We start from the raw sequence: 22,084 nt of genomic DNA on the forward strand, positions 1-22,084 counted from the left end.
ATCCTCTTTTGACTTTGAAGGGCTCCGGTTCGCCGGGGCTCTTTTTTTGTGGGCAGCGCTCAGCCGCCGAAGTCCTCGCTCATCAACGCGAGCGCACGGTATTCCGGGCCGGCCTGATAGCCGCCGAGCCACATGGCATCGACGGTTTCGATCTCTTCGCCACGGGCAATGCGGTCTTCCAGATCGAGCGCGCGCTTAAACCGGAGCTGTGGCGTCTCCTGCGACCGGATGGGGGTCACCTTCGCCTGCTTGGAAACCGGCGCCGTAAGTTCGCTCCGCAGCTCGGCCATTGCCTTGGCTTCATGGGTGCTCTTTTGGGGAGCCGCCGGCTCGGCAACGGCATCCAGCGCGTTTCGAATATCGGCGGTCGCGTGTTCGCTCTCGCGCCTGGGCAGTGACACCACGTTCGGAACGTCGCGCGCGGCAACGTCGAGAACCCGTTCGATCAGCGGGCGCCCCTTGGTGATCTCGCGAATGTGCCGCTTCGCTTCACGTGTTGCGGCGTCCAGGGTCTCGGACTGTGCTTCGCGCTTGGCCGCAAGCACCGTCGACGGGTGGATGCCGGCAAGCTCGGGACAGATCGCTTCGTCGATAAAGGTCCCGTCGCCGGCGTCGAAGACAATCACGCGCCCGGCGTTGTTGGGGTCCATGCGAACGAAGACCTGGGTGCCGGGAAGGGCTGCGTTGATCACGTAATGGAAGTGATCGATCCGGATGCCTTGCTTGGTGACCGTCCGCAGGCCGTCCTTGCCGGCGACCGGCATGAGCAGGATGTCGAGGGCGCGCGCATCGACCGCGCGGATCTCCGCATCGGAAGCCATCGCGGCTTGAGCCGGCGTCTTGCCCTTGAGGGCTGAGTGCGGGCGGTGATTGTAGCGCGTCTCCGTCCAGGCATCGGCGAAGCGCTGCAATTCCAGTCCGGTCATGGACACGTCGAAGAGATCGGCGGTGTCCGCGCCGAGACGATCTGCGAAGCTCTTGCGGTCCTCGATCGCCTTCCGGTCGGCGACGTTATGGCCGACAAAGCCCGGCAGAAGCGTTGCGCAATCGTGCTGGAAGGTCTTGATGACGCGCTCGACGTGCCCCTTTTGTTGCGGGCTGTAGGCGTCGGACACGTCCATCTCGATATCGAGGGCGGCGAACAGACGTTTCGTGTCGTTGGCGACGAAGTCCGATCCGTTGTCGGTCTTGATCGTGTCCGGCACGCCCCATGCGAGGATCGCGCGGCGCAACAGCATGGCGACGGCGGAAGCGCGCGGGGTCTTTGAGACGTAGAAGATCGTGCGCCGCGTCGCGATATCGATACAGGCGTAGATCGCATGCCGACCGTCGGTGCAAAGCGCGTCCACCGGAGAGGCGTCGATCTGCCAGAGCGCATTCGGTTCGCGAATGTGCCGCAGTGCGCCGATGCCGGCCGGCGCCATCGTCGAGCGGTACTTGTCCGGGTTCGACAGCTTCGTCAGGGCGACTTTCTCGGCCTCTTTAAGCCGCTTCAAAAAGTGCTGGAACGTGCGAACCGGAGGGATCTCGACGGATGCAATTTGCCCCTGTCGCTCGACCTGGAGCGTCTCGCCGAATTCGTCGCGGCAAAGGGTACGAATGTGATCGGCCGAGAGATGCGGTTGATGGGCGACAAGTGCGAAAATGAAGGCGCGAACGCCACCGCCGTTGGCCGCGTCGAGAACGCCCTTGCCCTTGCGAGCGGTGGAGCGGTCGACCGCCAATGCATCGGCCTTGCCTGCGCGTTTCGCGGAGCGCCACCTTTGCAGGGAACGTTTGGACAGCTGGGGAACGGTATCCCTGATCCAGTCCTCGACTTCGATCGAACGGGTGGTGTAGCGATCGGCGAAGATCTGCAGCCGGGACGAAAGCCCGAGCGTCAGGCCGGCCGAGAAGCTCTCGAACGCCTGGACGATGGCGAGCCGCGCATCCCGGTTGACGCGGGCGGTCTCGGTGCCGGTGAAGGTGAGCTTCGTATTGCCGTCGGCGTCCCGCGTCACTTCCCGCCGCACGGCGAGCGCGCGCCGCGTGAATTCAAGCTGGGCTTCGGTCGGGAAAAGCCGAAAATGGTACTCGCGACCGCCGCCGCCTTCCATGCCCTTGCGAAGGCGAGTGAGGAAGGGGTGGTCGGCCCATTGTTCGCGTTCTGCTAGCCGGCGGACATTTTGCTCCGTACCAGGCAATCCCGGCAGGCCAAGTTCGGCGGCCTCGCGTGCGGTGAACCATTCCTTCATCGCCGGAACCTCCACCTTGCTTCGAGGGAGGCCTTGCGTGCCGCGACGTCGCGCTCGTGCTCTTCGATCAGGTGCAGTTCGATCAGGTCGGCATAGCGCGCATCGACAACGACCAATCCGAAGCGCTCGACGATCGCTCCGAGAAGCCCCTGACAACCGGTCGCGTCAACCAGGGCGATGAATGCATCGAGAGGGATGCGGTGTTCCTCCGATGCCTCGGACGCCCATTTGTCGAGGGTGGTCTCAGAAACCGCCCGCCCGAGTGTCTCGGATATCTGTCGGGCGATCTCCGCACGCGACGCACCGCCTTCGCGTGCCTCGCGCAGTCCCCGCGACACCATGCGCGCGATCTGACTGTCGAGCGCGCCACGGCTCGACTGTTCTTCGCCGAGCCCGACCGTGACTTGCGGCGGGGTCCAGGAAAACAGGTCTTGCGTTTGGGTGTCGCGACGGCGGGACATGACGTTTAGCCTCGCTCCGCCAGCCAGAGATCGATGGCGTCACGATGTGCCTCGAAGAAGCGATGTTGCTCCGTTCGCTTGAGCCGTGAGAAACGATCCGACACCTTCTCCCAAGGCTTTGGCGTCTGTGCCGGCTGGGTCTTGTCGATGACGGCAATTGCATCGTCGATCGTTGTCGCCGTGGGTGGCTCCGCCAGCATGAGACCGATGATCTGCGCTTGCCGGTCCGGTGTCTGGTCCGCGAGTTTCAGGAGTTCGGACTGGTTGCAGGCCAAGGGGCTGTCGGCGATGCGATCGCGGATGTCGGGCGAGATCGTCGCGATCTTGAGCGCCAGATAGATCGCCCGCTGGCTCAGGCCGAATGCGGCCTGAGCTGCCTCCGAAAAGCAAACTGCCAACTTGGCACTTTGATCGTCGAGATCCCCGTTCGGCTGAATTCGTGCAATGTTTGCACTAATTCCGGCATCCGCCTTTTTCGCCTTCCTGCCGGGCTTCACCTTGCCATGCGCAGCCTCATAAATGTCGCGCCAGGCGCCGATCGCAACGGCGCGCTCCAGCGGGTTCAGCTCGAACCGCATCAGGTTCTCGCGGATCTCGCGCAACTGGATTTCTGCCGCGTCGGCGAAGGCATCGGGTGCATGGAGTATCGCCGGAATTTTCGTCCATCCGAGCAGCGATGCTGCAGCCAGCCGGTGCGCCCCATAGATCAGCCGATAGCGACCTTCCTCAGTCGGCCCGACCGCCTCGATCGGCGTCAGCAACCCCCGTTGATCGAGATCTTCCGCAAGGGCTTCGACGCGCGCCGGCAGCGCCTTGCGCAGGCGATTGGTCGAGTCGATTGCGGCCAGATCCAGATCCATGATGGTGTGTGCAGTCATGTGTTTCGTCCCGGTGATCTTGTTGTGCCCCGAAAAAGCGGCCGGGCCTGTCGCCGCACGACCCGGCCAGTTGGGGAGGAAACGCGGGTAGCCCCGCCGCCCGGCCACTGACGCAGGTCGCGCGATCGCATCAGGTCGGCACCTCGATTGCGTGCCAGGGTGCTCCGCCGATCCCGCGCGCATTGAGCCAGTCGGCTTCCGCTTGGGCTTCGCAGAGAGAGCCGAACCGGTGCGCGTCGCCCTCGAAAAAACTGGTCTCGGCAACGACGACGGTTCTGCCGCTGTCGGCCGCGATCTGATGCGTCTTGCCCTTGTGGAAGTAGGTTTCGCCGCTGGCGGAGACTTTCAGCAACACGGCCTTTCGAGACCGTCCCGGCACCGCGAGACTGTTGTCAGGAAAAGCGCGGTTTGCAGACGGAAGAGCCGTCATTTCGACACTCCTTTGTCAGGACGCCGACGGACGTTTTGCCTGTTCCGATCAAGCGGGGCGGCACTACGCTCGTGGCAGGTAGCCGGTTGGGCTGCGAAAGAACGATGGAGATGATCGATGGAACAGACCGACATGGATTGGCTGCGCGAGCACCGCGAGAACGCGCGCGATGTGATCATGCGTTGCCTGGCGGCCGGCCTTGAGAGAGTGAAGCCCGGCGTCACCGCTGATGTTCGGGAGGCGGCCGAACGGTTGCTGTTCGATTGGCCGGACGGCACGCCGCCATATGTGCGCGCCTTCGCCGACGAGGAAACCCGAAGGCTCATCGCGCTGATCCTTCCGTCTGGCGAAGCTCGTCCAGAACCTCCGGCAGGACCTCGCGCACCGCATCGCGGACGGCGGCCCTGAAATGGTCGTGCATCTTGGCGCCGAGATCAGCCGTAACCTCCGCAAGCAAGGCTCCCTGAGCCTCCCGCTTCTTGGCGAGGATTTCGCGTGGCGACATGCTCATGCCGCCGCGCGGTCCTGGCCGCGATTGCCGCTGGTGGCACGCCGCGCATACCTGCTAGAAAGAATGCGGGTTTTCTTGATCGGATACCGATCGGGAAAGAGCTGTTCGACGGGCACCTCAAGGAAGTCGGCAATCGCCTTCTCAGCCTTGCTGTTTTTGCGCGTCCAGATGTGGCCGAAGCTGTTGGGCTTCATTCCGATGCTCTCGGCCAGCGCGGAAAGTGTCATGCCACGCCGGTGCAGCTCGGCCTTGATGGAATGCTGGTCCCAGGCGGGAGGCGTTCCGGGCTTCATGGGCTACCCCTTTCGAAACCGGCCTGCGGTAACAGGCCGGTTTCTTTGAACGGTTGATGTGAAACAACGGCCCTAAATCACGGGCCGATAAGATAGAGGTAAAACGCATACGCGCTTTTGTAAAGCGCAAATGCGTTTATGGGTGATCTATTGGCTCGACCAGAAACAGAACCCAAGACGCCATTGGCCCAACGGCTGCGAGAGTTGCGCCGCAAGTGCGGCGACCCACAGCGAAACGAACTCGCCAAATTGTTCGGTGTTAGCGTCACGGCGATCGCGACATATGAGAGGGGTGATCGAGAGCCGGCAGCGTCGGTGCTCGCGGCATATGCCGAGGTTTTCGGGGCAAACCTCAATTGGCTTCTCACCGGCGAAGGAGAGATGTTCGTCGATCCGTCCAAGGCGCCGGCAAGGGCGACGCCTTCGATCAACCCGGCGCTCTTTCGTCAGGTCGGTCGTTTGGTCACGCGGGTGCACAAGGAAGAGGGGATCAAGCTTCCGCCCGACGCGGCCTTGGACGAGCAAGCCGACGCCTACAATGCGCTCCTGGCACGCGCTGAGAACCCGTCCGACGCCGACGAGTTGATGGCGCTTCTAGCCTGGTTGGAAGCCCGTTTGAAAAAACGCCTACGCTCCGCTGCAGCAGAACCCGGCACCGGGAAACAGCAGGCCTGATGGCAATACGGTTGCCAGTGCTACTGATAATTGCACCGCAGGCAAGTTTTACAATCCGTATATGCACGCTATTCGGGTATCTGGTTGCGCCGATTTAGGGCGCGTCGCGATTTCGGAGTTAACAAGCAAGATCGGCGGGTTTCCGCCGTTTCGAACACCGAAGAGGTTTTCGGAGTTCCAGATCCGTCACACACAGGACGACAGCCCGAGACACGCTCTGGGAACGTTCGACCTTGATCCCCGGAAACCGCAGAAACCCGCTATTTCAGGGTTGAACGCAAACATTCGACCTTTCACATCGGATTGGCGGTTTTCCGCCGATCCAAATTGCCGCTATTTCGCGATCAGCGGCGCTTTATGCCATTTGATCTTGCGCGCCAGTTTTCAGATATGCACGCGGACAATCTCGAATAACTCTTTAATATCAATAATTTTCGGCAGTTTTCGGCAATTCCCACCTAATCCCGGTTCTGTGCCATGTGTTCTTGCGCGTTACAGATCGAAGGCATGCTCGCAAGCTCCACTCACCAGCGCCTCACCGGGGCGGCCGTGCGGGAACTGACGACCGAGGCCCGCAGCCGACTCCGGCTCGGAAAGGGCGGCTATCGGCGGGAATACGTCCGGGCCTTCGCCCAGCGCGTCGAGGTCGCCGACGACGCGATTTACATCAAAGGGAACAAAAACGTCCTGTTGAGGACGCTGGTAGCCAACAAGGGAGGGAAATCGGCGGGAATCGGCATTCCCGGTTTTATACCGAAGTGGCGGAAGAGGTGGGATTCGAACCCACGAGACGGTTGCCCGCCTGCCGGTTTTCAAGACCGGTGCCTTCAACCACTCGGCCACTCTTCCATTGTGCTCTCGTTTGGCCGCGCGGACGTGGATTGTCAAGTGAGATCAAGGGAACGGTGAGGGGGCATGAAAAACCGCCGATCCGGAAGGTCGAGGCAGGGACCGGATCGGCGGTTGCGCCGGGGTGCCGGCGTTTGGCGCGGGGGCACGCGCCATGCCCTTGTTTCTAGTCCCGTCTTCTCGACCGCGCTGTGACAGGGATCACAAAAGCGTCATCTGCTGTGTTGATCCGTCGAGGAGATGAGGGCGTAACCGGGACCAGGCAAGCATCGCAGTGGCGGCCCCGATGGCTGGCCCGAAAAGAACACCGGGAGACGATCATGCAAACCTCATTGATGAACACCGGTCTGTTGGCAATGGCGCTGATGGCGGGCGCCGCCTTTTCCGCGACGGCGGAGGCCAACACCCAATTGTCGCAAAACGAGATAAAGCAGGTGGTCACCGGCAAGCGGATCTACCTGAAAACGCCACTCGGTGGCGAGTTTCCACTCCATTACCGGTCCAACGGCAAGGTCGACGGCTCCGGCGACGCTGTCGGGCTGGGTCGGTTCATGCAGCCCAACGACGAAGGGCGCTGGTGGGTTCGCGGCAATCGCCTGTGTCAGAAGTGGCAGAGCTGGTACGATGGCAAGCAGTTCTGCTTCACCTTGTCGAAGGGCGAGGGAAGCACGCTCTACTGGACCCGTGACGACGGGAAGAGCGGGCGCGCACGTATCGGAAACTGAACATGATTTTTCGGGTGATACCCAAAGGTGACACCCTTGTTGAAAACGTCACTGGTATGCCGCCTTTCGCTCGACCACGCTTTCACCTTGCGGTAAGGGATCTCATGCTAGACAGGCTGTGATGCGCCATTGGGGGGCCGCGTCGCAGTGAAATGAGGTCCCGCCGGTGCGTAGAGCGCTGCGGTGTCGTCTTTCAGGGGAACTGCCCGCGCCGAAGAAGCGTGTGGGAGGTTTTTCTGACCCCCGGGGTCGGGGGTGTGGGTGCGAATGTCGCGCCGGACACATCGCTTCCATTGCCGGCACGAGTATCGAGTAGGGCGGCAACATGACGACAGGCAAGGATCCGACGGTTGGCCGTCGGGCACCGGGCTCCTCTCACGATCATTCTGGAGCCTTCTCACGAACGTTTTCAGCTGCGCCCGCTGCGCAGGTGAGGCCGGTTCCCGTTCTGGCAATGACGGCGCTCTGCCTTGCGCTTGCTGCCTGCAGCTCTTCGCCGACAGGCAAGAAAAAGGTCAAGTTCAGCGAAGAAAAATACGGCGTTGCGGCAAGCCCGCGACTGATCGCCGGCAACAAGCCTGTGCCCAAGGGTGGCGGTCGCGCGTTTGTTGGAAAGCCCTACAAGGTTGCCGGGAAATGGTACCGCCCCAAGGATGACCCCAATTACAAGGCGGTTGGTCTTGCGTCGTGGTATGGCCCGACGTTTCACGGTCGACAGACCGCCAATGGCGAGATCTTCGACCGCAACGCCTTGACGGCAGCGCACACGACAATGCCGCTTCCCTCCTACGCCCGCGTGACCAATGTCAACAACGGGCGCTCTTTGATCGTTCGGGTCAATGACCGCGGCCCGTTCCATGGCAACCGCAAGATCGATCTGTCCGAACGCGCCGCGACCATGCTGGACTACAAGTCCAAGGGCGTTGCCAAGGTGAAGGTCGAATACATTGGCCGTGCCCGTCTCGACGGCCTCGATGAATCGTATTTGATGGCCTCCTACCGCGGCCCGGGCGCGACGCAACCCGGCGCGACGCAGCCTGGAACGCTTCTGGCGCAGGCATCGCCGCCCGCCGGTCTCCTCGGTCCTGCTCCCGTGCCGCGCAGCCGTCCCTATGGCGCCGCCTTTGCCAGCAACGCGATGTTCTCGAACACCGTCACCGCGGCCTTTGATCCGGCAGTTGCCTTCGAGGCCGGAGAAGGTGCTGTTCGGGTCGCCTCGCTCAACGGATTTTCCGGTACAGCCGGCGAAACGGGGCCGCTGCTTGGCTATGATGCGCCGGCCACTTCCGGTGCGCAGACGTTGCCCGGCAGCGTCCAGGGTCAAACCAGTGGCAGCTTCGTTGCCGGGTCCGCCATCTCGTCTTACGTTGCGGATCGTCGGATTGCTTCCGCCTACAGTGCTTTTGAGGCAATCGAGGGCGGCTCACCGCTCTCGCGCCTTGCAAATGCCCGGCGCTGATGCGCCTGTGGATAAGCCGGTAGGCGCAGGCTTGCGCGACGCGTATGGTCAACGTCCCGGACACCGTCGTCCGGGACGTTTTTCGTCGTGACGTCAGACCATGAAGGTGGTGTCTAAATGAGCGGGCGCACGCGGTTTTCAGCACTTCTTGCCGTCCTGCTTGCCCTCGTTGCACCGGCCGGCCTGCCCCTTGCGCAAGAGGCAACCGGGAACGGCAAGCCAGAACCGCCCGTTCTGCTTCTGGATTTCAGCACCGGCACGCTGTTGAACAGTCGCAACGCCAACGTCGCCTTCCAGCCCGGCTCCACCGCGAAACTGATGACCGCCGCCGTGGTCTTCGAAGCCCTGTCGGCGGGTGAGATCTCCGAAGACACCCTCTTTCCCGTCAGCGAACACGCCTGGCGCAGTGGCGGTGCGCCGTCCGGCGGCACGACCATGTTCGCCCGGCTGAAAAGCGAGGTTCCCGTCCTGGATCTGCTGAAGGGGCTGATCGTCCAGAACGCGAACGACGCCGCAATCGTCCTTGCCGAAGGGCTTGAGGGCAGCGAAGACGCCTTCTCCTTGCGGATGAATGCATTGGCCGAGCGGATCGGCATGACCGGGAGCCGGTTTGCAAATCCAACCGGCTATGAGGCTCCAGGCGCGGTGACCACTGCGGCCGACCTGGCACGCCTTGCGGGGTTCGTCCTGACCCGTCATATGGACCGATATGCGCTTTTCAGCCTTCCCGACTTTGCCTGGAACGGTATTTTCCAGCGCAACAAGAACCCCTTGATCGGCGAGATCGCCGGGATCGACGGGCTTGCGGCCGGCTCCAGCGAGAAATCCGGCTACAACGGCGTCGGGTCGGTCCTGAGGGCAAACCGCCGCCTGATCGCGGTGGTTGCGGGACAGCCTTCGGCAGAGGAGCGGACAGATGCCCTCAGGGCGCTTTTCGACAGTCTGGAGAAGGATTTCGAGGATGTCGTCCTGTTCGAAAAGGGCGCGGCACTCGCCGAGGCCCGTGTATTCGGAGGCACGCAGTCCAGTGTCGAGCTTCTGGCGCGCGAGCCCGTGGAAGTCCTGCTGCCGCGCGGCAGCAAGCGCGACTACCGGCTGAGGGTGATCTATACCGGCCCCCTGAAGGCGCCCGTGGAACGCGGCGAGACCGTCGGCGAGTTGCGGGTAATGCGCGACCGGAATGTCGTTTTCCGCGTTCCGCTGTCGACCGCCGAAGCTGTTGCACGGGGGACGGTAACCGGTCGGGCCGCGGACGCGTTGCGTGAAACACTTTTTGGATGGTGGCTCGATGAGGGATGAAGAGCGTGTCGGTGCAACACGTGAGGCCTTAAGCGAATTGCCAAGGCAGGGACGCTTCATCACCTTCGAGGGGGGAGAAGGGGCGGGGAAATCCACCCAGATTTCCCGCCTGAAAGACCGGCTGAACGCGGCCGGTATCTCGGCGATCGTGACCCGGGAGCCGGGAGGGTCTCCAACGGCGGAGACAATTCGCGAGTTGCTCTTGTCCGGTAAGGTCAAGCCGCTTGGTGCCGAAATGGAGGCGGTGATGTTCGCCGCCGCGCGCGCCGATCATGTGGATGAAAAGATCCGCCCGGCGCTCGCTTCCGGAGACTGGGTGCTGTGCGACCGCTTCGCAGACAGCACCCGTGTGTATCAGGGCGAGGCCGGAGTCGATCCCGCCTTTCTCGACCGGCTGGAAGCCGTGGCCGTCGGTGGATATCGGCCCGACATGACCGTTTTGATCGACGTTTCGCCGGACGTCGGCCTGTCCAGGGTGGCTGCGCGCAGCGGTGCCAGCGGGTCCTCCAGCGATCCCGACCGCTTCGAGACAGACACGAAGGAGGTGCACATGCGACGGCGTCAGCTCTTTCTAGATCTGGCTGCCTCGGAACCGTCGCGTTTCGCTGTCATCGATGGCGGCACGTCGGCCGATGCCGTGGCAAACGAGATCTGGCAGGCGGTGCGTGCGCGCTTTCCGGTCGACCTTGGTCATGCGGGACCCGCTGCACCCGATGCCCGCCGCGACCGGATCGGAGGCTGACCGCGATGGATCCGCATGACGCCCATGCCTTCGAAGCGGATGCACTGGACGGCATCCCACTGCCACGCGAACGCACGGTCCTTTATGGCCATGCAGCGGCGGAACACGCGCTTCTGGAGGCCTATCGCTCGAGCCGGATGCATCATGCCTGGATCCTGGCTGGCCCCAAGGGGATCGGCAAGGCGACGCTGGCGCTGCGCTTCGCCCGTTTCGTGCTGGCCCATCCCGATCCGGTTTTCGCTGCGGTGCGGACAGCCACGAACCTGACGGTCTTGCCCGACGATCCGACCTTTCGCAAGGTGGCCGCGGGCGCACATCCAGGCATCCTGCACCTCAAGCGGCCCTATGATGCGAAGCGCAAGTCCAAGGACAAGTTCAAGCAGGACCTGACGGTCGACGAGGTGCGGCGCGCGGTGCCGTTTTTTGGATCGACCGGTTCGCAAGGGTCATGGCGGATCTGTATCGTCGATGCGGCCGACGACATGAACCAGAACGCCGCCAACGCACTTTTGAAGGTCCTGGAGGAGCCGCCGAAGCGCTCGCTGTTTCTTGTTCTTGCGCATTCCCCGGGGCAGCTGTTGCCGACCATTCGCTCGCGCTGTCGCATGCTGACGACGCAGCCTTTGCAAAACGAGGAGGTCGTCGCCGGGCTTGCCGAATTCGGCGTCGCCGCAAAGGAGACGCGCGAAGCCGAACGCGCGGCCGCGCTCGCGCACGGCAGTCTCAGAAAGGCAATCATGCTGGCATCAAGCGATGCAATTGAACTGGCCGATGGCTTTGCCGGGCTTGTGAAACAGCTTCCGGACATCGACGTCGCTCAGGCGCATGGTTTTGCCGATGCGGTTGCCCGCAGCGGTGCCGACGATGCATGGACGTTGTTCCAGGATCTCGTTGCAGACCACCTTCATTCGCGTCTCGATCCGGCGTCCGGCATGGCGTTGCAGCGCCTTGTCAGGGTCGCCGAGGTATGGGAAAAGACGAGCCAAGCCGCCCGCGAGGCAGACGCTTTCAACCTTGATCGCAAGCAGCTCGTGTTGAACGTGTTTCGCGACTTGGCGGAAACCGCAAGCAGCTGACCATTAAGGCGCGCGCGGTTTTGAGACGACGCCTGCCGCCTGTTGCGCGGACGACCCTGTTCTGCGTGGGCGAATGCCGCGCTTTCCCATGGCCACCGAACTCCGGATCGACAAGACGTTCATGACCGACCGATCTCCCTTTCTCGTCTCGACGGCGATTTCCTACCCCAACGGCGTTCCCCACATCGGACATGCCTATGAGGCGATCGCGACGGATGCCATCGCCCGGTTCCAGCGGCTCGACGGACGCGACGTGCTGTTTCTGACCGGAACCGACGAGCATGGACAAAAGATGCTGCAGACCGCGCGCGGCGAGGGCATCCCGGTTCGCGATCTGGCCGATCGCAACGCGGCGCGCTTCCAGGAAATGGTCGCGGCTCTCGGGTGCTCGAATGACGACTTCATCCGCACCGTCGAACCGCGTCACCATGCGGCAAGCCAGGAAATATGGCGCCGGATGGCTGCCAATGGCGACATCTACAAAGACAGTTATTCCGGCTGGTACTCAGTGCGCGACGAGGCCTATTACCAAGAAAACGAGACCGAACTGCGCGACGACGGGGTGCGCTATGGACCGCAGGGGTCTCCGGTGGAATGGGTCGAAGAGGAAAGCTATTTCTTTCGATTGTCCAACTATCAGGACAAGTTGCTCGCCCATTACGAGGCCAATCCCGATTTCATCGGTCCGGACGAGCGGCGCAACGAGGTCGCCAGTTTCGTCAAGCGCGGCCTGAGGGATCTGTCGATTTCGCGAACGACCTTCGACTGGGGCGTGCCTGTGCCCGGCGACGAGCGCCATGTCATGTATGTCTGGGTGGATGCGCTCACCAACTACATCACCGGTGCAGGCTTTCCCGATGAAAGCGATCCGCGCTGGCGGTTCTGGCCCGCGAACCTGCATGTGATCGGCAAGGACATCGTGCGCTTCCATGCGGTCTATTGGCCGGCCTTCCTGATGTCCGCCGGCATTGAGCTGCCGAAGCGCGTGTTCGCGCATGGTTTCTTGTTCAACAAGGGCGAGAAGATGTCGAAGTCGGTCGGAAACGTGATCGATCCCTTCGCGCTGATCGACCACTACGGGCTTGATGCTGTTCGCTATTTTTTCCTGCGGGAGGTGCCATTCGGACAGGACGGCAACTACAGCCACGATGCCATCGTCAACCGGATCAATGCCGATCTCGCCAATGATCTCGGCAATCTGGCGCAACGCTCGCTGTCGATGATCGGCAAGAACTGTGGCGGAACTCTGCCCGCGCCGGGAGACCTCAGCGCCGAGGATAGGGCGATGCTTGCCCAAGCTGACGCGATGCTGGCGACGTCGCGCGCGGCGATGGACAAACAGGCGATCCACCAGATGCTTGCCTGCGTGTGGGCCTGTGTCGGAGAAGCCAACCGGTATTTCGCCGGTCAGGAGCCCTGGGCGTTGAAGAAGACCGATCCCGAACGCATGGGCACCGTCTTGTATGTGACGGCCGAGGTTATCCGCCAGGTGGCGATCCTGGCGCAACCGGTCATGCCGACGAGCGCGGAAAAGCTTCTCGACCTTCTCAAGGTCGATCACACCGCACGCGGCTTTGATGCGGTGGGTGACTGCGGACGCCTGACACCGGGCACCGAACTGCCGAAGCCCGCCGGTGTCTTTCCGCGCTATGTGGAGGCCGAAACAACCGACAGCGGAGCCGCCTGATGCTGGTCGACAGCCATTGCCATCTCGATTTTCCAGACTTCGACGCCGAGCGCGACGCGATCATCGAGCGCGCCAATACAGCCGGTGTCGCGCTAATGGTGACGATCTCGACCCGGGTTGCGATGTTCGATCGGATCCGAGCGCTCGCCGAACACTATCCTTGTGTCTATTGCTCCGTCGGCACCCATCCGCACAACGCCGGGGAAGAGGCGGAAATGGCGGTCTCGATCGAGGATCTCGTGCGCCTGTCCGCGCATGAGAAGGTCGTCGCTATCGGTGAGGCCGGGCTCGACTACTTTTATGACAAGTCCCCGCGCGAAGCGCAGGCCAGCGGGCTTCGCCGCCACATCGCGGCCGCACGCGAAACCGGCCTGCCGCTTGTCATTCATTCTCGCGATGCTGACGACGACATGGCGCGTATCCTGACAGAGGAAACCGAGAAGGGCGCGTTTCCAGCTCTCCTGCATTGCTTCTCGTCGGGTCGCGACCTGGCGATGACCGGCATTGATCTGGGGCTCTATGTGTCGTTTTCCGGCATTCTGACCTTCAAGCGCTCAGACGAACTGCGCGCGATTGCAGCCGATCTGCCGGCGGATCGGCTTCTGGTGGAAACCGACGCACCCTATCTGGCGCCGCAACCCTGGCGCGGCAAGCGCAACGAACCGGCCTATGTCGCACATACAAACAGGGTGCTCGCCGAGGCCCGGGGCGTCTCGGAAGAGGACATGGCACGTCAGACCAGCGAGAACTTCTTCCGCCTGTTTTCCAGGGTTCCGGGAGTGGCTGCGCAATGAGCGACGATGGGGAATTGGAATTCACGATCCTCGGCTGCGGATCCTCCGCAGGGGTGCCGCGCGTCGGCAATCTCTGGGGCGACTGCGATCCGGATGAGCCGAAAAACCGCCGCAATCGGTGCGCCTTGCTGGTGCAGCGAACGGGGAAGGGCGGCACCACCACCGTTCTCGTGGATGCCGGGCCGGATCTGAGACAGCAGCTTCTCGATGCCCGCGTGACGCATCTGGACGCCGTGCTCTTGACCCATGCCCACGCTGATCACCTGCATGGGATCGACGATCTGCGGCCGCTCGCGATCACGCACAGACAACTTATCCCCGTGCATATGGATGCAACGACGTCGGTTCGCGCACACGACCTGTTCTTCTACGGGTTCAAAACGCCCGAGGGATCGAGCTATCCGCCGATCCTGAAAGAGAACCGCATCGAACCTGGCAAACACTACACGATCGACGGCGCCGGTGGGCCGATCCCGTTCCAGCCTGTCAAGGTGGCCCATGGCGACATCAACGCACTCGGCTTTCGCTTTGGATCTGTTGCCTATCTTCCAGATGTCAAAAGCATTCCGGACGCATCACGGCCAACCTTCGAAGGCCTGGACACCTGGGTGATCGATGCCCTTCGACGCACGCCACATCCGAGCCATTTTTCCCTCGACGATGCGCTTGAATGCATTCGTGACCTTGCCCCGAAACGGGCGATCCTGACGAACATGCATATCGATATGGACTACGCCACCCTGACGCAGGAATTGCCCGACGGTGTGGTGCCGGCCTACGACGGGATGCGGTTTCGCGGGGCTCCGGGTCACGAACCGAAATGACCCGCAAGATGCGCGCGCCGACCGAAGAGCGGTTGATGCGCGCGGCCTTGCATTATCTCGACCGCTACGGATCGAGCGCGGGCAACCTGCGCCGTGTGCTGGAACGCAAGGTCTGGCGCGTCGCCGCAGCACTCGAGGAAGACCCGGCGACTTTTGCGCATTTGATCGACATCGTGGTGTCGCGCTGCGAGGCGTCCGGGTTGGTCGATGACAGGCTCTACGCGGAATCAAAGATCATCTCCGAGCGCCGCAAGGGACGCTCGGCCCGTCGCATCGCAGCGGTGTTGCAGACCAAGGGCATTTCCCAGGAGATGGCCGAGACGCTGCTCGCGCGCGACGAAACCACAGATCTCGCGGCTGCCTGCATCGCGGCACGCAAGAAGCGCTTCGGACCCTGGCGCAAGGGTGGTGCCGACACTGAACGCCAGCGCAAGGAGATTGCCTCCTTGTGCCGTCAAGGGTTCCGGCTGTCGCTGGCGCGCAAAGTTGTCGAGGCGAGCGACAGCGACACGCTTTTAAGCGATACCGACGAAACGTGACGTTGTGCAAAGGCGTCCTTGTCCGACAAGGCCGCCATACAGGGCACGTCGTCACCGGCGCTGTGGATGAAGAAAAAACGCGAAGTACCTGAGATGACGTGCATCTTGCGAAGCGGAATCAAACAGGAATGCCACCTGGCTGACATAAATAAGTTCCATAATATATATTATGCGAATTAGTAACATGCGACACGCAGACCGCCTTGCACACGATTGACTGAAGCGCGGAACGCCCTCCCGGTGTCTCCGGTACCAACCTGGCAATCGGACTTGGCAACCGGGTTTGGCGCTGAACTGAGAGCCGCCGCGACTTTGGCTATCACCGGCAGGCCGACGTGATCCTGCCCGGCAGCAGCAACTGCAGGGTCTGACAGCGCCGTATCAGGTCGCCGGTGTATCCGGATCCGGAGAGGTCAGCAGCCGACGCAAGGTTGCTGTCACCACATCGGTCGCAGCGCGAATATCGCTCAGCTGCACGTGTTCATCGGTGGCATAGGCGTTCGCGGCCACAAGCGAGTCCGGCCCCGATCCATAAAGAACCGTGGGAATGCCGGCATCGGCATAGTGGCGCGCATCGCTGAAGAGCGGAGACCCCGTGATGCGCGGCTGCGGCTGGGGGAAAAGCTTCCGGATTTCCGATTGTACGGTGTCGGCCAGCCGCTCGGCACCCGCGACCGGGCGCAAGGGTTCGGCAAGCAGGAGCCTGCGGCATTCCACCTCCAGGCCATCGCGCGGCGACACCGCGGCCTCGATCAATGCGAACAACTCCGCCTCGACCGCCTCCCCCGTTTCTTCGGGGACGAGCCGCCGGTCGATACGCAGCATCACGCGGTCCGGCACGACATTTGTGTTCACACCGCCCTGGATCATGCCGACGGTGAGCAATGGCATCATCTCGGTGTCGACGGTGCTCGGACGCTGCGCGATCCGGTCGCGTTCGCCGTATAGGGCGGACAGAATTCCGGTCGCGGCTTCCAGTGCATCAATGCCGCCGTGAGGCGCCGCAGCATGAGCCGCGCGTCCGCGCACAATCACTTCCACCTGAAGGCAGCCGTTGTGCGCTGTCGTGACCGAACGGCTGAATCCCGAGGCGATCACGCAATCCGGCTTGGTGAGATCCTGACCGAGCAGCCAGCGCGGCCCAAGCGTTCCGCCGGCCTCCTCGTCACAGGTGATATGAAGTTCAACCGTGCCGTTCAGGTCCTCGGGTGCGTCGCTTACGGCAAGCAGCGCGAACACATAAACACTGATGTCGGACTTGCCGAAGACCGTGCCGCGGCCATAGAGCGCGCCGCGCGCCTCCTCCGCGCCAAAAGGATCGACGCTCCACCCGTCACCGGCTGGAATGACATCGCCATGCGCATTGAGCGCAACCACGGGCCCGCCCTCGCCAAAGCTGCGCCGTACGATGAGGTTGACCACGCTGCGCATGCCGGCCTGGCGGACAAAGGGTTCCGGCACCGGATGCCATTCCGGGTGAAGGCCGAGGTCCTGCAACGCCGCCGCCGTTGCCTCTGCGAACTCGGTCATGTCGCCGGGCGGATTTTCGCTCGGCACGCGAATGAGATGTTTGAGAAAGTCCAATTGCCTGGAAAAGCGCGCGTCGTCTGCGGCAGTCATTGTCCGTATCCTTGCCGGGATTGCCCCGGTCCCGGCGCGAGGCCCCTTGGACCATGACACCAATCCACTGCGCCCGTCGGATTGGCAAGATGTCCGCAAACCGGACAGGAAACGGCGGCGGACATCGACCCGCCGCCGCTTCGGTTGGTGCCTTACTGCGGAAGCTGGTCGTCAATACCCTTGACGTACCAGTTCATGCCGAGCAGCGATCCGTCGTCAAGGATGATGCCATCCTCAACCGCCAGATCGCCGTTCTGCTTGTAGATCGGGCCCGTAAAGGGATGGAATTCGCCGCTGCGGATCTTGTCCGTCATTGCGGCGGCTTCATTGGCAACGTTCTCGGGAAGGTTCGTGAACGGTGCCATCAGCACCATGTCCTTGGCGAAACCGCCCCAGATATCTTCGCTCTTCCAGGTGCCGTCGAGGGCGGCCTGAACGCGGTTGACATAATAGACGCTCCAGTCGTCGACGATGGCCGTGAGCTGCGCCTTGGGTGCGAACCTGATCATGTCGGTCGCCTGGCCGAAGCCGACCGCACCGCGCTCCTCGGCGACCTGCAGCGAAGCCGGGCTGTCGGTGTGCTGGCTGATCACGTCCGCCCCCTGGTCGAGCAGCGCCTTGGCGGCGTCGGCTTCCTTGCCCGGATTGTACCAGTCGTTGACCCATACGATCTTGAGCTTGAAGTCCGGATTGACCGATTGCGCGCCCAGCATGAAGGAATTGATGCCGCGCACGACCTCCGGGATCGGGAAGGAGCCGATGTAGCCGGCCGTGCCGGTTTTCGACACTTTCGCCGCGATCTGGCCGATGACGTAGCGGCCCTCGTAGAAGCGTGCCGAATAGGTCGAGACATTGTCCGCCCGCTTGTAGCCGGTGGCATGTTCGAAATTCACGTCCGGGAATTTCTTGGCGACCTTCAGGGTCGGGTTCATGAAGCCGAACGAGGTGGTGAAGATGAGGCCCGCGCCGTCACGCGCAAGACGCTCGATGGCGCGTTCCGCATCCGGACCCTCGGACACGTTCTCGATATAGGTGGTCTCGACCTTGTCGCCGAAAGCCGCCTCGATCGCCAGCCGTCCCTGGTTGTGCTGGTAGGACCAGCCGTGATCGCCGATCGGTCCGAGATAGATGAAGCCGACCTTGAGCTTGTCGTCGGCCGCCTGTGCGCCGACCATCCCAAGTCCGAGTGCCGCGGCAAGCGCGATCCCGAATAGTTTTTTCATGTGAGGCTCCTGTTCCTCGTTTCCAAATGCGAAGGTTTTTTCAAATTCTGTGCCGGCGGTCATCTCCTTTCCGGCACGCAGCCCTTGTGTTCGTTCCCGTCCCCTGCTCTCTCGCTCCACGCGATTGTTTGCCTTGCGCGATTGGTCCGCACCCGTTCGATCCGCGTCGCATGCTCAGCGATCCGGCACGAACGGCCGTCCCAGGCAGGCCGGGGTGTTGACCCGTGTAAGTATGCGGTTCCGGGAGATGATGACAAGCACGGCGATGGTCGCGATATAGGGAAGCGCGGACAGGAACTGTGAGGGGATCCCGACCCCATGCGCCTGGGCATGAAATTGCAAGATCCCGACCGCACCGAAGAGATAGGCGCCAGCGAGCACCCGCACCGGGCGCCAGGTCGCGAAAACGACCAGCGCCAGCGCGATCCAGCCCCTCCCAGCAGTCATGCCCTCGACCCATTGCGGCGTATAGACGAGCGACAGATACCCCCCCGCCAGGCCCGCGCAGGCGCCGCCGAACAATACCGCAAGATAGCGCACCTTGATCACTGAAACGCCAAGCGCATGGGCGGAGGCGTGATTGTCGCCGACCGCACGGATGACGAGACCGGCACGCGTTCGAAACAGCACGTATGAAACCCCGGCAACCAGTGCAAGCGACAGATAGACGAGGATATCCTGCCCGAACACCAGCCGCCCGATCAGCGGAAGATCGCTCAGAACCGGGATGGAGATGCCGGTCAAGCGGATGCCCGGCTGTCCGACGAAGGCCTCCCCGATCATGCCGGACAGGCCGAGGCCGAGCAATGTCAAAGCCAGTCCGGTCGCAACCTGATTGGCGACCAGATGCAGCGTGAGAAACCCGAACAGGAGCGCCATGCCCATGCCTGACACGAGCGCGAAAACCGCGCCCATGTAGGGCGATCCCGTGGCCTGCGCGCCGGCGAAGCCCATAACGGCACCGACGATCATCATGCCCTCGACGCCCAGGTTCAATACCCCCGAACGCTCCACCACGAGTTCGCCGATGGCCGCCAGCAGCAACGGGGTCGCCGCCGTGATGACGGTGAAAAGAATGGATTCAAACGCCCCCATCGCTCAGGCCCCCTTGGCGGTGACGCTCGGCTTGGCAAAACGGATCCGGTAGAGGATCAACGTGTCGCAAGCGAGCACATAAAACAGCAAAAGCCCCTGAAAGACCCGGGTGGTCTTGTCGGATATGCCGAGCGTGACCTGCGCGGCCTCTCCGCCAAGGTAGGAAAGAGCAAGCAGGAAGCCGGAGAAGAAGATTCCGATCGGATTGAGCCGGCCCAGAAATGCGACGATGATCGCGGTAAAGCCGTAGCCGGGCGAGATCACCGGCGTGAGCTGGTTGACCGACCCCGACACTTCGCCGATGCCGGCAAGCCCGGCAAGCCCGCCGGACAGCAGGAAGGCAAAAAGGATCATCTTGTTGCGTGAGAACCCGGCAAACCCCCCGGCGCGCGGCGCCTGCCCCAGAACCTTGATCTCGAAGCCCTTGAGCGTCTTCATCAGCACGACCGCCAGGGCAATGACGACAATCACCGCGAAGATCGCCCCGACATGCATGCGCCCGTCGGCAAGCGCCGGCAAGGTCGCCGCCTCCGAAAACACCCGGCTTTCCGGGAAGTTGAAGCCTTCCGGATCGCGCCAGGGTCCGCGCACAAGCCAATCGAGAAGGAGTTGCGAAATATAGACCAGCATCAGGCTTGTCAGAATCTCGTTTGTGCCGAACCGCACCTTCAGCACGGCCGGAATTCCACCCCACAACATGCCGCCGACGATCCCCATGACGAGCATCAGCGGCAGGGTGAGAAAATTCTCGAAACCGGGAAGCAGGATCGGCAATATCGAGCCGGCGAGCGCTCCGGCAGTGAACTGCCCTTCCGCGCCGATGTTCCAGGTGTTCGACAGGAAACACACCGCCAGACCAACGCCGATCAGGATGAGGGGCGTTGCCTTCACCACCAGCTCCTGAAGCGACCAGGACGCCGTTAGCGGGTCGATGAAGAACACGTAGAGCGCCACCGCCGGGTTTTGCCCGAGCGCCGCGAACAGGATCGCGCCGGTGACCAGCGTCAGCGCAATCGCGATCACCGGTGACAGCAATGCCATCGCTGTGGAGCGTTCGGCACGTTTTTCGAGTTCAAGCCGCATCGCCCGCGCCTCCGCTGTCCTCGTCGAGGCCGCCCATCAACAGTCCTATCCGCTCGCGCGTCAATTTATGGGAAGGTATCGCCTCCGAGAGTTTTCCGCGCGAGATCACCGCGACCCGATCGGCGATCTCGAAAATCTCGTCGAGATCCTGGCTGATCGCCAGAACGGCCGCCCCATGGCGCGACAGATCGATAAGTTCCTGGCGAATGAGTGCGGCAGCCCCTGCATCCACCCCCCAGGTCGGCTGATTCACCACAAGCAACTCCGGCTGGCGATCGAGTTCTCGGCCGATCACGAATTTCTGGAGATTTCCGCCCGACAGCGAGCGCGCCTCGGGATCGTCATGCGACATGCGAACGTCGAAGTTCTTCTTGATCTTCTGTTCCAGTTCACCGGCGCGCTCTGTCTTGAGGAATCCGCCCTGCACGAGTCCGTCGCCGGTACCGTGTCGGGTCAGCACAAGGTTTTCCGACAGCTTCAGCCCCGGCACCGCCCCGTGTCCGAGCCGTTCCTCCGGAACGAACGCCGCGCCGGCCCTGCGGCGCTTCGTGATGCCGGTGCGGCCCATCGGGGTCCCGCCAATGGTCACCGCCGTGTCACGCGACGCGAGCCGCTCGCCGGACAGGAGTTCGAAGAGCTCACTCTGGCCGTTTCCCGCAATGCCGGCAATCGCAACGACTTCGCCGGCGCGCACATCCAGGTTGATGTCTTCAATGGCAACCGCAAACGGACCTTCCGCAGTCGCACTCAGCTCCTTCAGCGCGAGTTGAACATCGCCTTCGCGCGGAACGACGCCGCGTTTGAGATCGTGCACGGCACTGCCGACCATGAGCCGCGCCAGCGAGCCGGCCGTTTCCCCGGCTGGATCGCATTCCATCACCACCTTGCCGTGACGCATGATCGTGGCATGGTGGCAGATGCGCTGCACTTCTTCCAGGCGATGCGAGATGTAAAGGATCGCGCAGCCTTCCGAAGCCAGGCGCTCCAGGGTGACAAACAGCTGGTCTGCCTCCTGCGGCGTCAGAACGGACGTCGGCTCGTCCATGATGATCAGGCGCGGTTCCTGCAGGAGACAGCGCACGATCTCGATGCGTTGGCGCACGCCGACCGAGAGATCGGCGACGATTGCCGCAGGATCGAGCGTCAGTCCGTAGTCGCGAGACACATGGCGGATGCGTTCCGACAGCTCGCGGAAGGACTGGCCGGGCGGCATGGCGAGTGCGATGTTTTCGGCAACGGTGAGGGCCTCGAACAGCGAGAAATGCTGAAATACCATGCCGATACCGAGCGCCCTCGCCTCGGCCGGCGACGCGATGGTGACGGATTGTCCCTGCCAGGTGAGGTCTCCCTCATTGGGGTCGAGTGCACCATAGAGGATTTTGACCAGCGTCGACTTGCCGGCGCCGTTTTCGCCAAGCAGCGCATGGATTTCACCCGCGCGCAGCGTCAAGGACACGCTGTCGTTGGCAAGAATGTCGCCGAAGCGTTTGGTGATGCCTTGCGCTTCAAGGAGAATGGTTCCGTGCCGCTCACGGACCACCCCGTGTTGCGGGGTCGTTGTATCGTCCACTGTCATGTGATCCCCCG

21 protein-coding genes and 1 tRNA gene are annotated in these 22,084 nt (G+C 62.6%); 10 read left to right on the forward strand and 12 right to left on the reverse strand.

Annotation, left to right across the window (positions count from 1 at the left end):
- Positions 1-59 precede the first annotated feature (59 nt).
- From BLU32_RS07680 to BLU32_RS07705, 6 genes are all read right to left on the reverse strand, one after another.
- Positions 60-2,234: a DDE-type integrase/transposase/recombinase gene (locus BLU32_RS07680; RefSeq protein ID WP_093810731.1), complete on the reverse strand. Its 2,175-nt coding sequence runs from the start codon at positions 2,232-2,234 to the stop codon at positions 60-62.
- The gene (locus BLU32_RS07685; protein ID WP_093805858.1) at positions 2,231-2,695 is read right to left on the reverse strand and encodes a hypothetical protein; all 465 of its coding nucleotides are present in this window, start codon (positions 2,693-2,695) and stop codon (positions 2,231-2,233) included. Before BLU32_RS07685 ends, BLU32_RS07680 begins: the two co-directional genes overlap by 4 nt.
- 5 nt (positions 2,696-2,700) lie before the next feature.
- Complete coding sequence (locus BLU32_RS07690) at positions 2,701-3,573, reverse strand: ParB N-terminal domain-containing protein (RefSeq protein ID WP_157727566.1); 873 nt, start codon at positions 3,571-3,573, stop codon at positions 2,701-2,703.
- Positions 3,574-3,703: 130 nt separating this feature from the next.
- The gene (locus BLU32_RS07695) at positions 3,704-4,003 is read right to left on the reverse strand and encodes a hypothetical protein (RefSeq protein WP_093805862.1); all 300 of its coding nucleotides are present in this window, start codon (positions 4,001-4,003) and stop codon (positions 3,704-3,706) included.
- Positions 4,004-4,325: 322 nt separating this feature from the next.
- On the reverse strand, positions 4,326-4,514 hold the full coding sequence (locus tag BLU32_RS21700; protein WP_157727567.1) for a hypothetical protein: 189 nt from the start codon (positions 4,512-4,514) through the stop codon (positions 4,326-4,328).
- Positions 4,511-4,807, reverse strand: a complete 297-nt coding sequence (locus BLU32_RS07705) for a helix-turn-helix transcriptional regulator (protein WP_029056999.1) — start codon at positions 4,805-4,807, stop codon at positions 4,511-4,513. The genes BLU32_RS21700 and BLU32_RS07705 overlap by 4 nt, the downstream gene beginning before the upstream one ends.
- A gap of 138 nt (positions 4,808-4,945) precedes the next feature.
- Between BLU32_RS07705 and BLU32_RS07710 the strand changes: the two genes are divergently transcribed.
- The gene (locus BLU32_RS07710) at positions 4,946-5,482 is read left to right on the forward strand and encodes a helix-turn-helix domain-containing protein (protein WP_197673716.1); all 537 of its coding nucleotides are present in this window, start codon (positions 4,946-4,948) and stop codon (positions 5,480-5,482) included.
- A gap of 759 nt (positions 5,483-6,241) precedes the next feature.
- Here BLU32_RS07710 and BLU32_RS07720 read toward each other — a convergent pair.
- A tRNA-Ser gene (locus tag BLU32_RS07720) sits at positions 6,242-6,331 on the reverse strand.
- 320 nt (positions 6,332-6,651) lie between these two features.
- Here BLU32_RS07720 and BLU32_RS07725 point away from each other — a divergent pair.
- From BLU32_RS07725 to BLU32_RS07765, 9 genes are all read left to right on the forward strand, one after another.
- Complete coding sequence (locus tag BLU32_RS07725; RefSeq protein ID WP_197673717.1) at positions 6,652-7,056, forward strand: hypothetical protein; 405 nt, start codon at positions 6,652-6,654, stop codon at positions 7,054-7,056.
- Positions 7,057-7,381: 325 nt separating this feature from the next.
- Positions 7,382-8,515, forward strand: a complete 1,134-nt coding sequence (locus BLU32_RS07730) for a septal ring lytic transglycosylase RlpA family protein (protein WP_093805866.1) — start codon at positions 7,382-7,384, stop codon at positions 8,513-8,515.
- Between the two features lie 117 nt (positions 8,516-8,632).
- The gene (locus BLU32_RS07735; protein ID WP_093805868.1) at positions 8,633-9,814 is read left to right on the forward strand and encodes a D-alanyl-D-alanine carboxypeptidase family protein; all 1,182 of its coding nucleotides are present in this window, start codon (positions 8,633-8,635) and stop codon (positions 9,812-9,814) included.
- Positions 9,804-10,556 carry a dTMP kinase gene (tmk, locus tag BLU32_RS07740; protein ID WP_093805870.1) on the forward strand — a complete coding sequence of 251 codons (753 nt, stop codon included), beginning with the start codon at positions 9,804-9,806 and terminating at the stop codon, positions 10,554-10,556. Before BLU32_RS07735 ends, tmk begins: the two co-directional genes overlap by 11 nt.
- A gap of 5 nt (positions 10,557-10,561) precedes the next feature.
- The gene (locus BLU32_RS07745) at positions 10,562-11,632 is read left to right on the forward strand and encodes a DNA polymerase III subunit delta' (RefSeq protein ID WP_093805872.1); all 1,071 of its coding nucleotides are present in this window, start codon (positions 10,562-10,564) and stop codon (positions 11,630-11,632) included.
- 121 nt (positions 11,633-11,753) lie between these two features.
- A complete protein-coding gene (gene metG, locus BLU32_RS07750; RefSeq protein ID WP_093810737.1) occupies positions 11,754-13,319 on the forward strand; it encodes a methionine--tRNA ligase in 1,566 nt (521 codons plus the stop codon).
- Positions 13,319-14,113 carry a TatD family hydrolase gene (locus BLU32_RS07755; protein WP_093805874.1) on the forward strand — a complete coding sequence of 265 codons (795 nt, stop codon included), beginning with the start codon at positions 13,319-13,321 and terminating at the stop codon, positions 14,111-14,113. The genes metG and BLU32_RS07755 overlap by 1 nt, the downstream gene beginning before the upstream one ends.
- Entirely contained in the window at positions 14,110-14,937 is an 828-nt protein-coding gene (locus BLU32_RS07760) for an MBL fold metallo-hydrolase (protein ID WP_093805876.1), read from the forward strand. The genes BLU32_RS07755 and BLU32_RS07760 overlap by 4 nt, the downstream gene beginning before the upstream one ends.
- Positions 14,934-15,476 carry a regulatory protein RecX gene (locus BLU32_RS07765; RefSeq protein ID WP_093805878.1) on the forward strand — a complete coding sequence of 181 codons (543 nt, stop codon included), beginning with the start codon at positions 14,934-14,936 and terminating at the stop codon, positions 15,474-15,476. The genes BLU32_RS07760 and BLU32_RS07765 overlap by 4 nt, the downstream gene beginning before the upstream one ends.
- Before the next feature lie 381 nt (positions 15,477-15,857).
- Here BLU32_RS07765 and BLU32_RS07770 read toward each other — a convergent pair whose 3' ends face one another.
- The 5 genes from BLU32_RS07770 to BLU32_RS07790 form a co-directional block, all read right to left on the reverse strand.
- Positions 15,858-17,096 (reverse strand): M20/M25/M40 family metallo-hydrolase, encoded by a 1,239-nt coding sequence (locus BLU32_RS07770; RefSeq protein WP_093805880.1) that lies wholly within the window; start codon positions 17,094-17,096, stop codon positions 15,858-15,860.
- A gap of 152 nt (positions 17,097-17,248) precedes the next feature.
- Positions 17,249-18,319 carry a BMP family ABC transporter substrate-binding protein gene (locus tag BLU32_RS07775; protein ID WP_093810739.1) on the reverse strand — a complete coding sequence of 357 codons (1,071 nt, stop codon included), beginning with the start codon at positions 18,317-18,319 and terminating at the stop codon, positions 17,249-17,251.
- A gap of 174 nt (positions 18,320-18,493) precedes the next feature.
- Positions 18,494-19,414, reverse strand: a complete 921-nt coding sequence (locus tag BLU32_RS07780) for an ABC transporter permease (RefSeq protein WP_093805882.1) — start codon at positions 19,412-19,414, stop codon at positions 18,494-18,496.
- A gap of 3 nt (positions 19,415-19,417) precedes the next feature.
- Positions 19,418-20,497, reverse strand: coding sequence for an ABC transporter permease (locus BLU32_RS07785; protein ID WP_093805884.1), 1,080 nt, complete (start codon positions 20,495-20,497; stop codon positions 19,418-19,420).
- Positions 20,487-22,073, reverse strand: a complete 1,587-nt coding sequence (locus tag BLU32_RS07790) for an ABC transporter ATP-binding protein (protein WP_093805886.1) — start codon at positions 22,071-22,073, stop codon at positions 20,487-20,489. The genes BLU32_RS07785 and BLU32_RS07790 overlap by 11 nt, the downstream gene beginning before the upstream one ends.
- Between the last annotated feature and the right edge of the window lie 11 nt (positions 22,074-22,084).

It is taken from the genome of Stappia sp. ES.058 (genome assembly GCF_900105595.1).
In the GTDB taxonomy this organism is placed as follows: Bacteria; Pseudomonadota; Alphaproteobacteria; order Rhizobiales; family Stappiaceae; genus Stappia.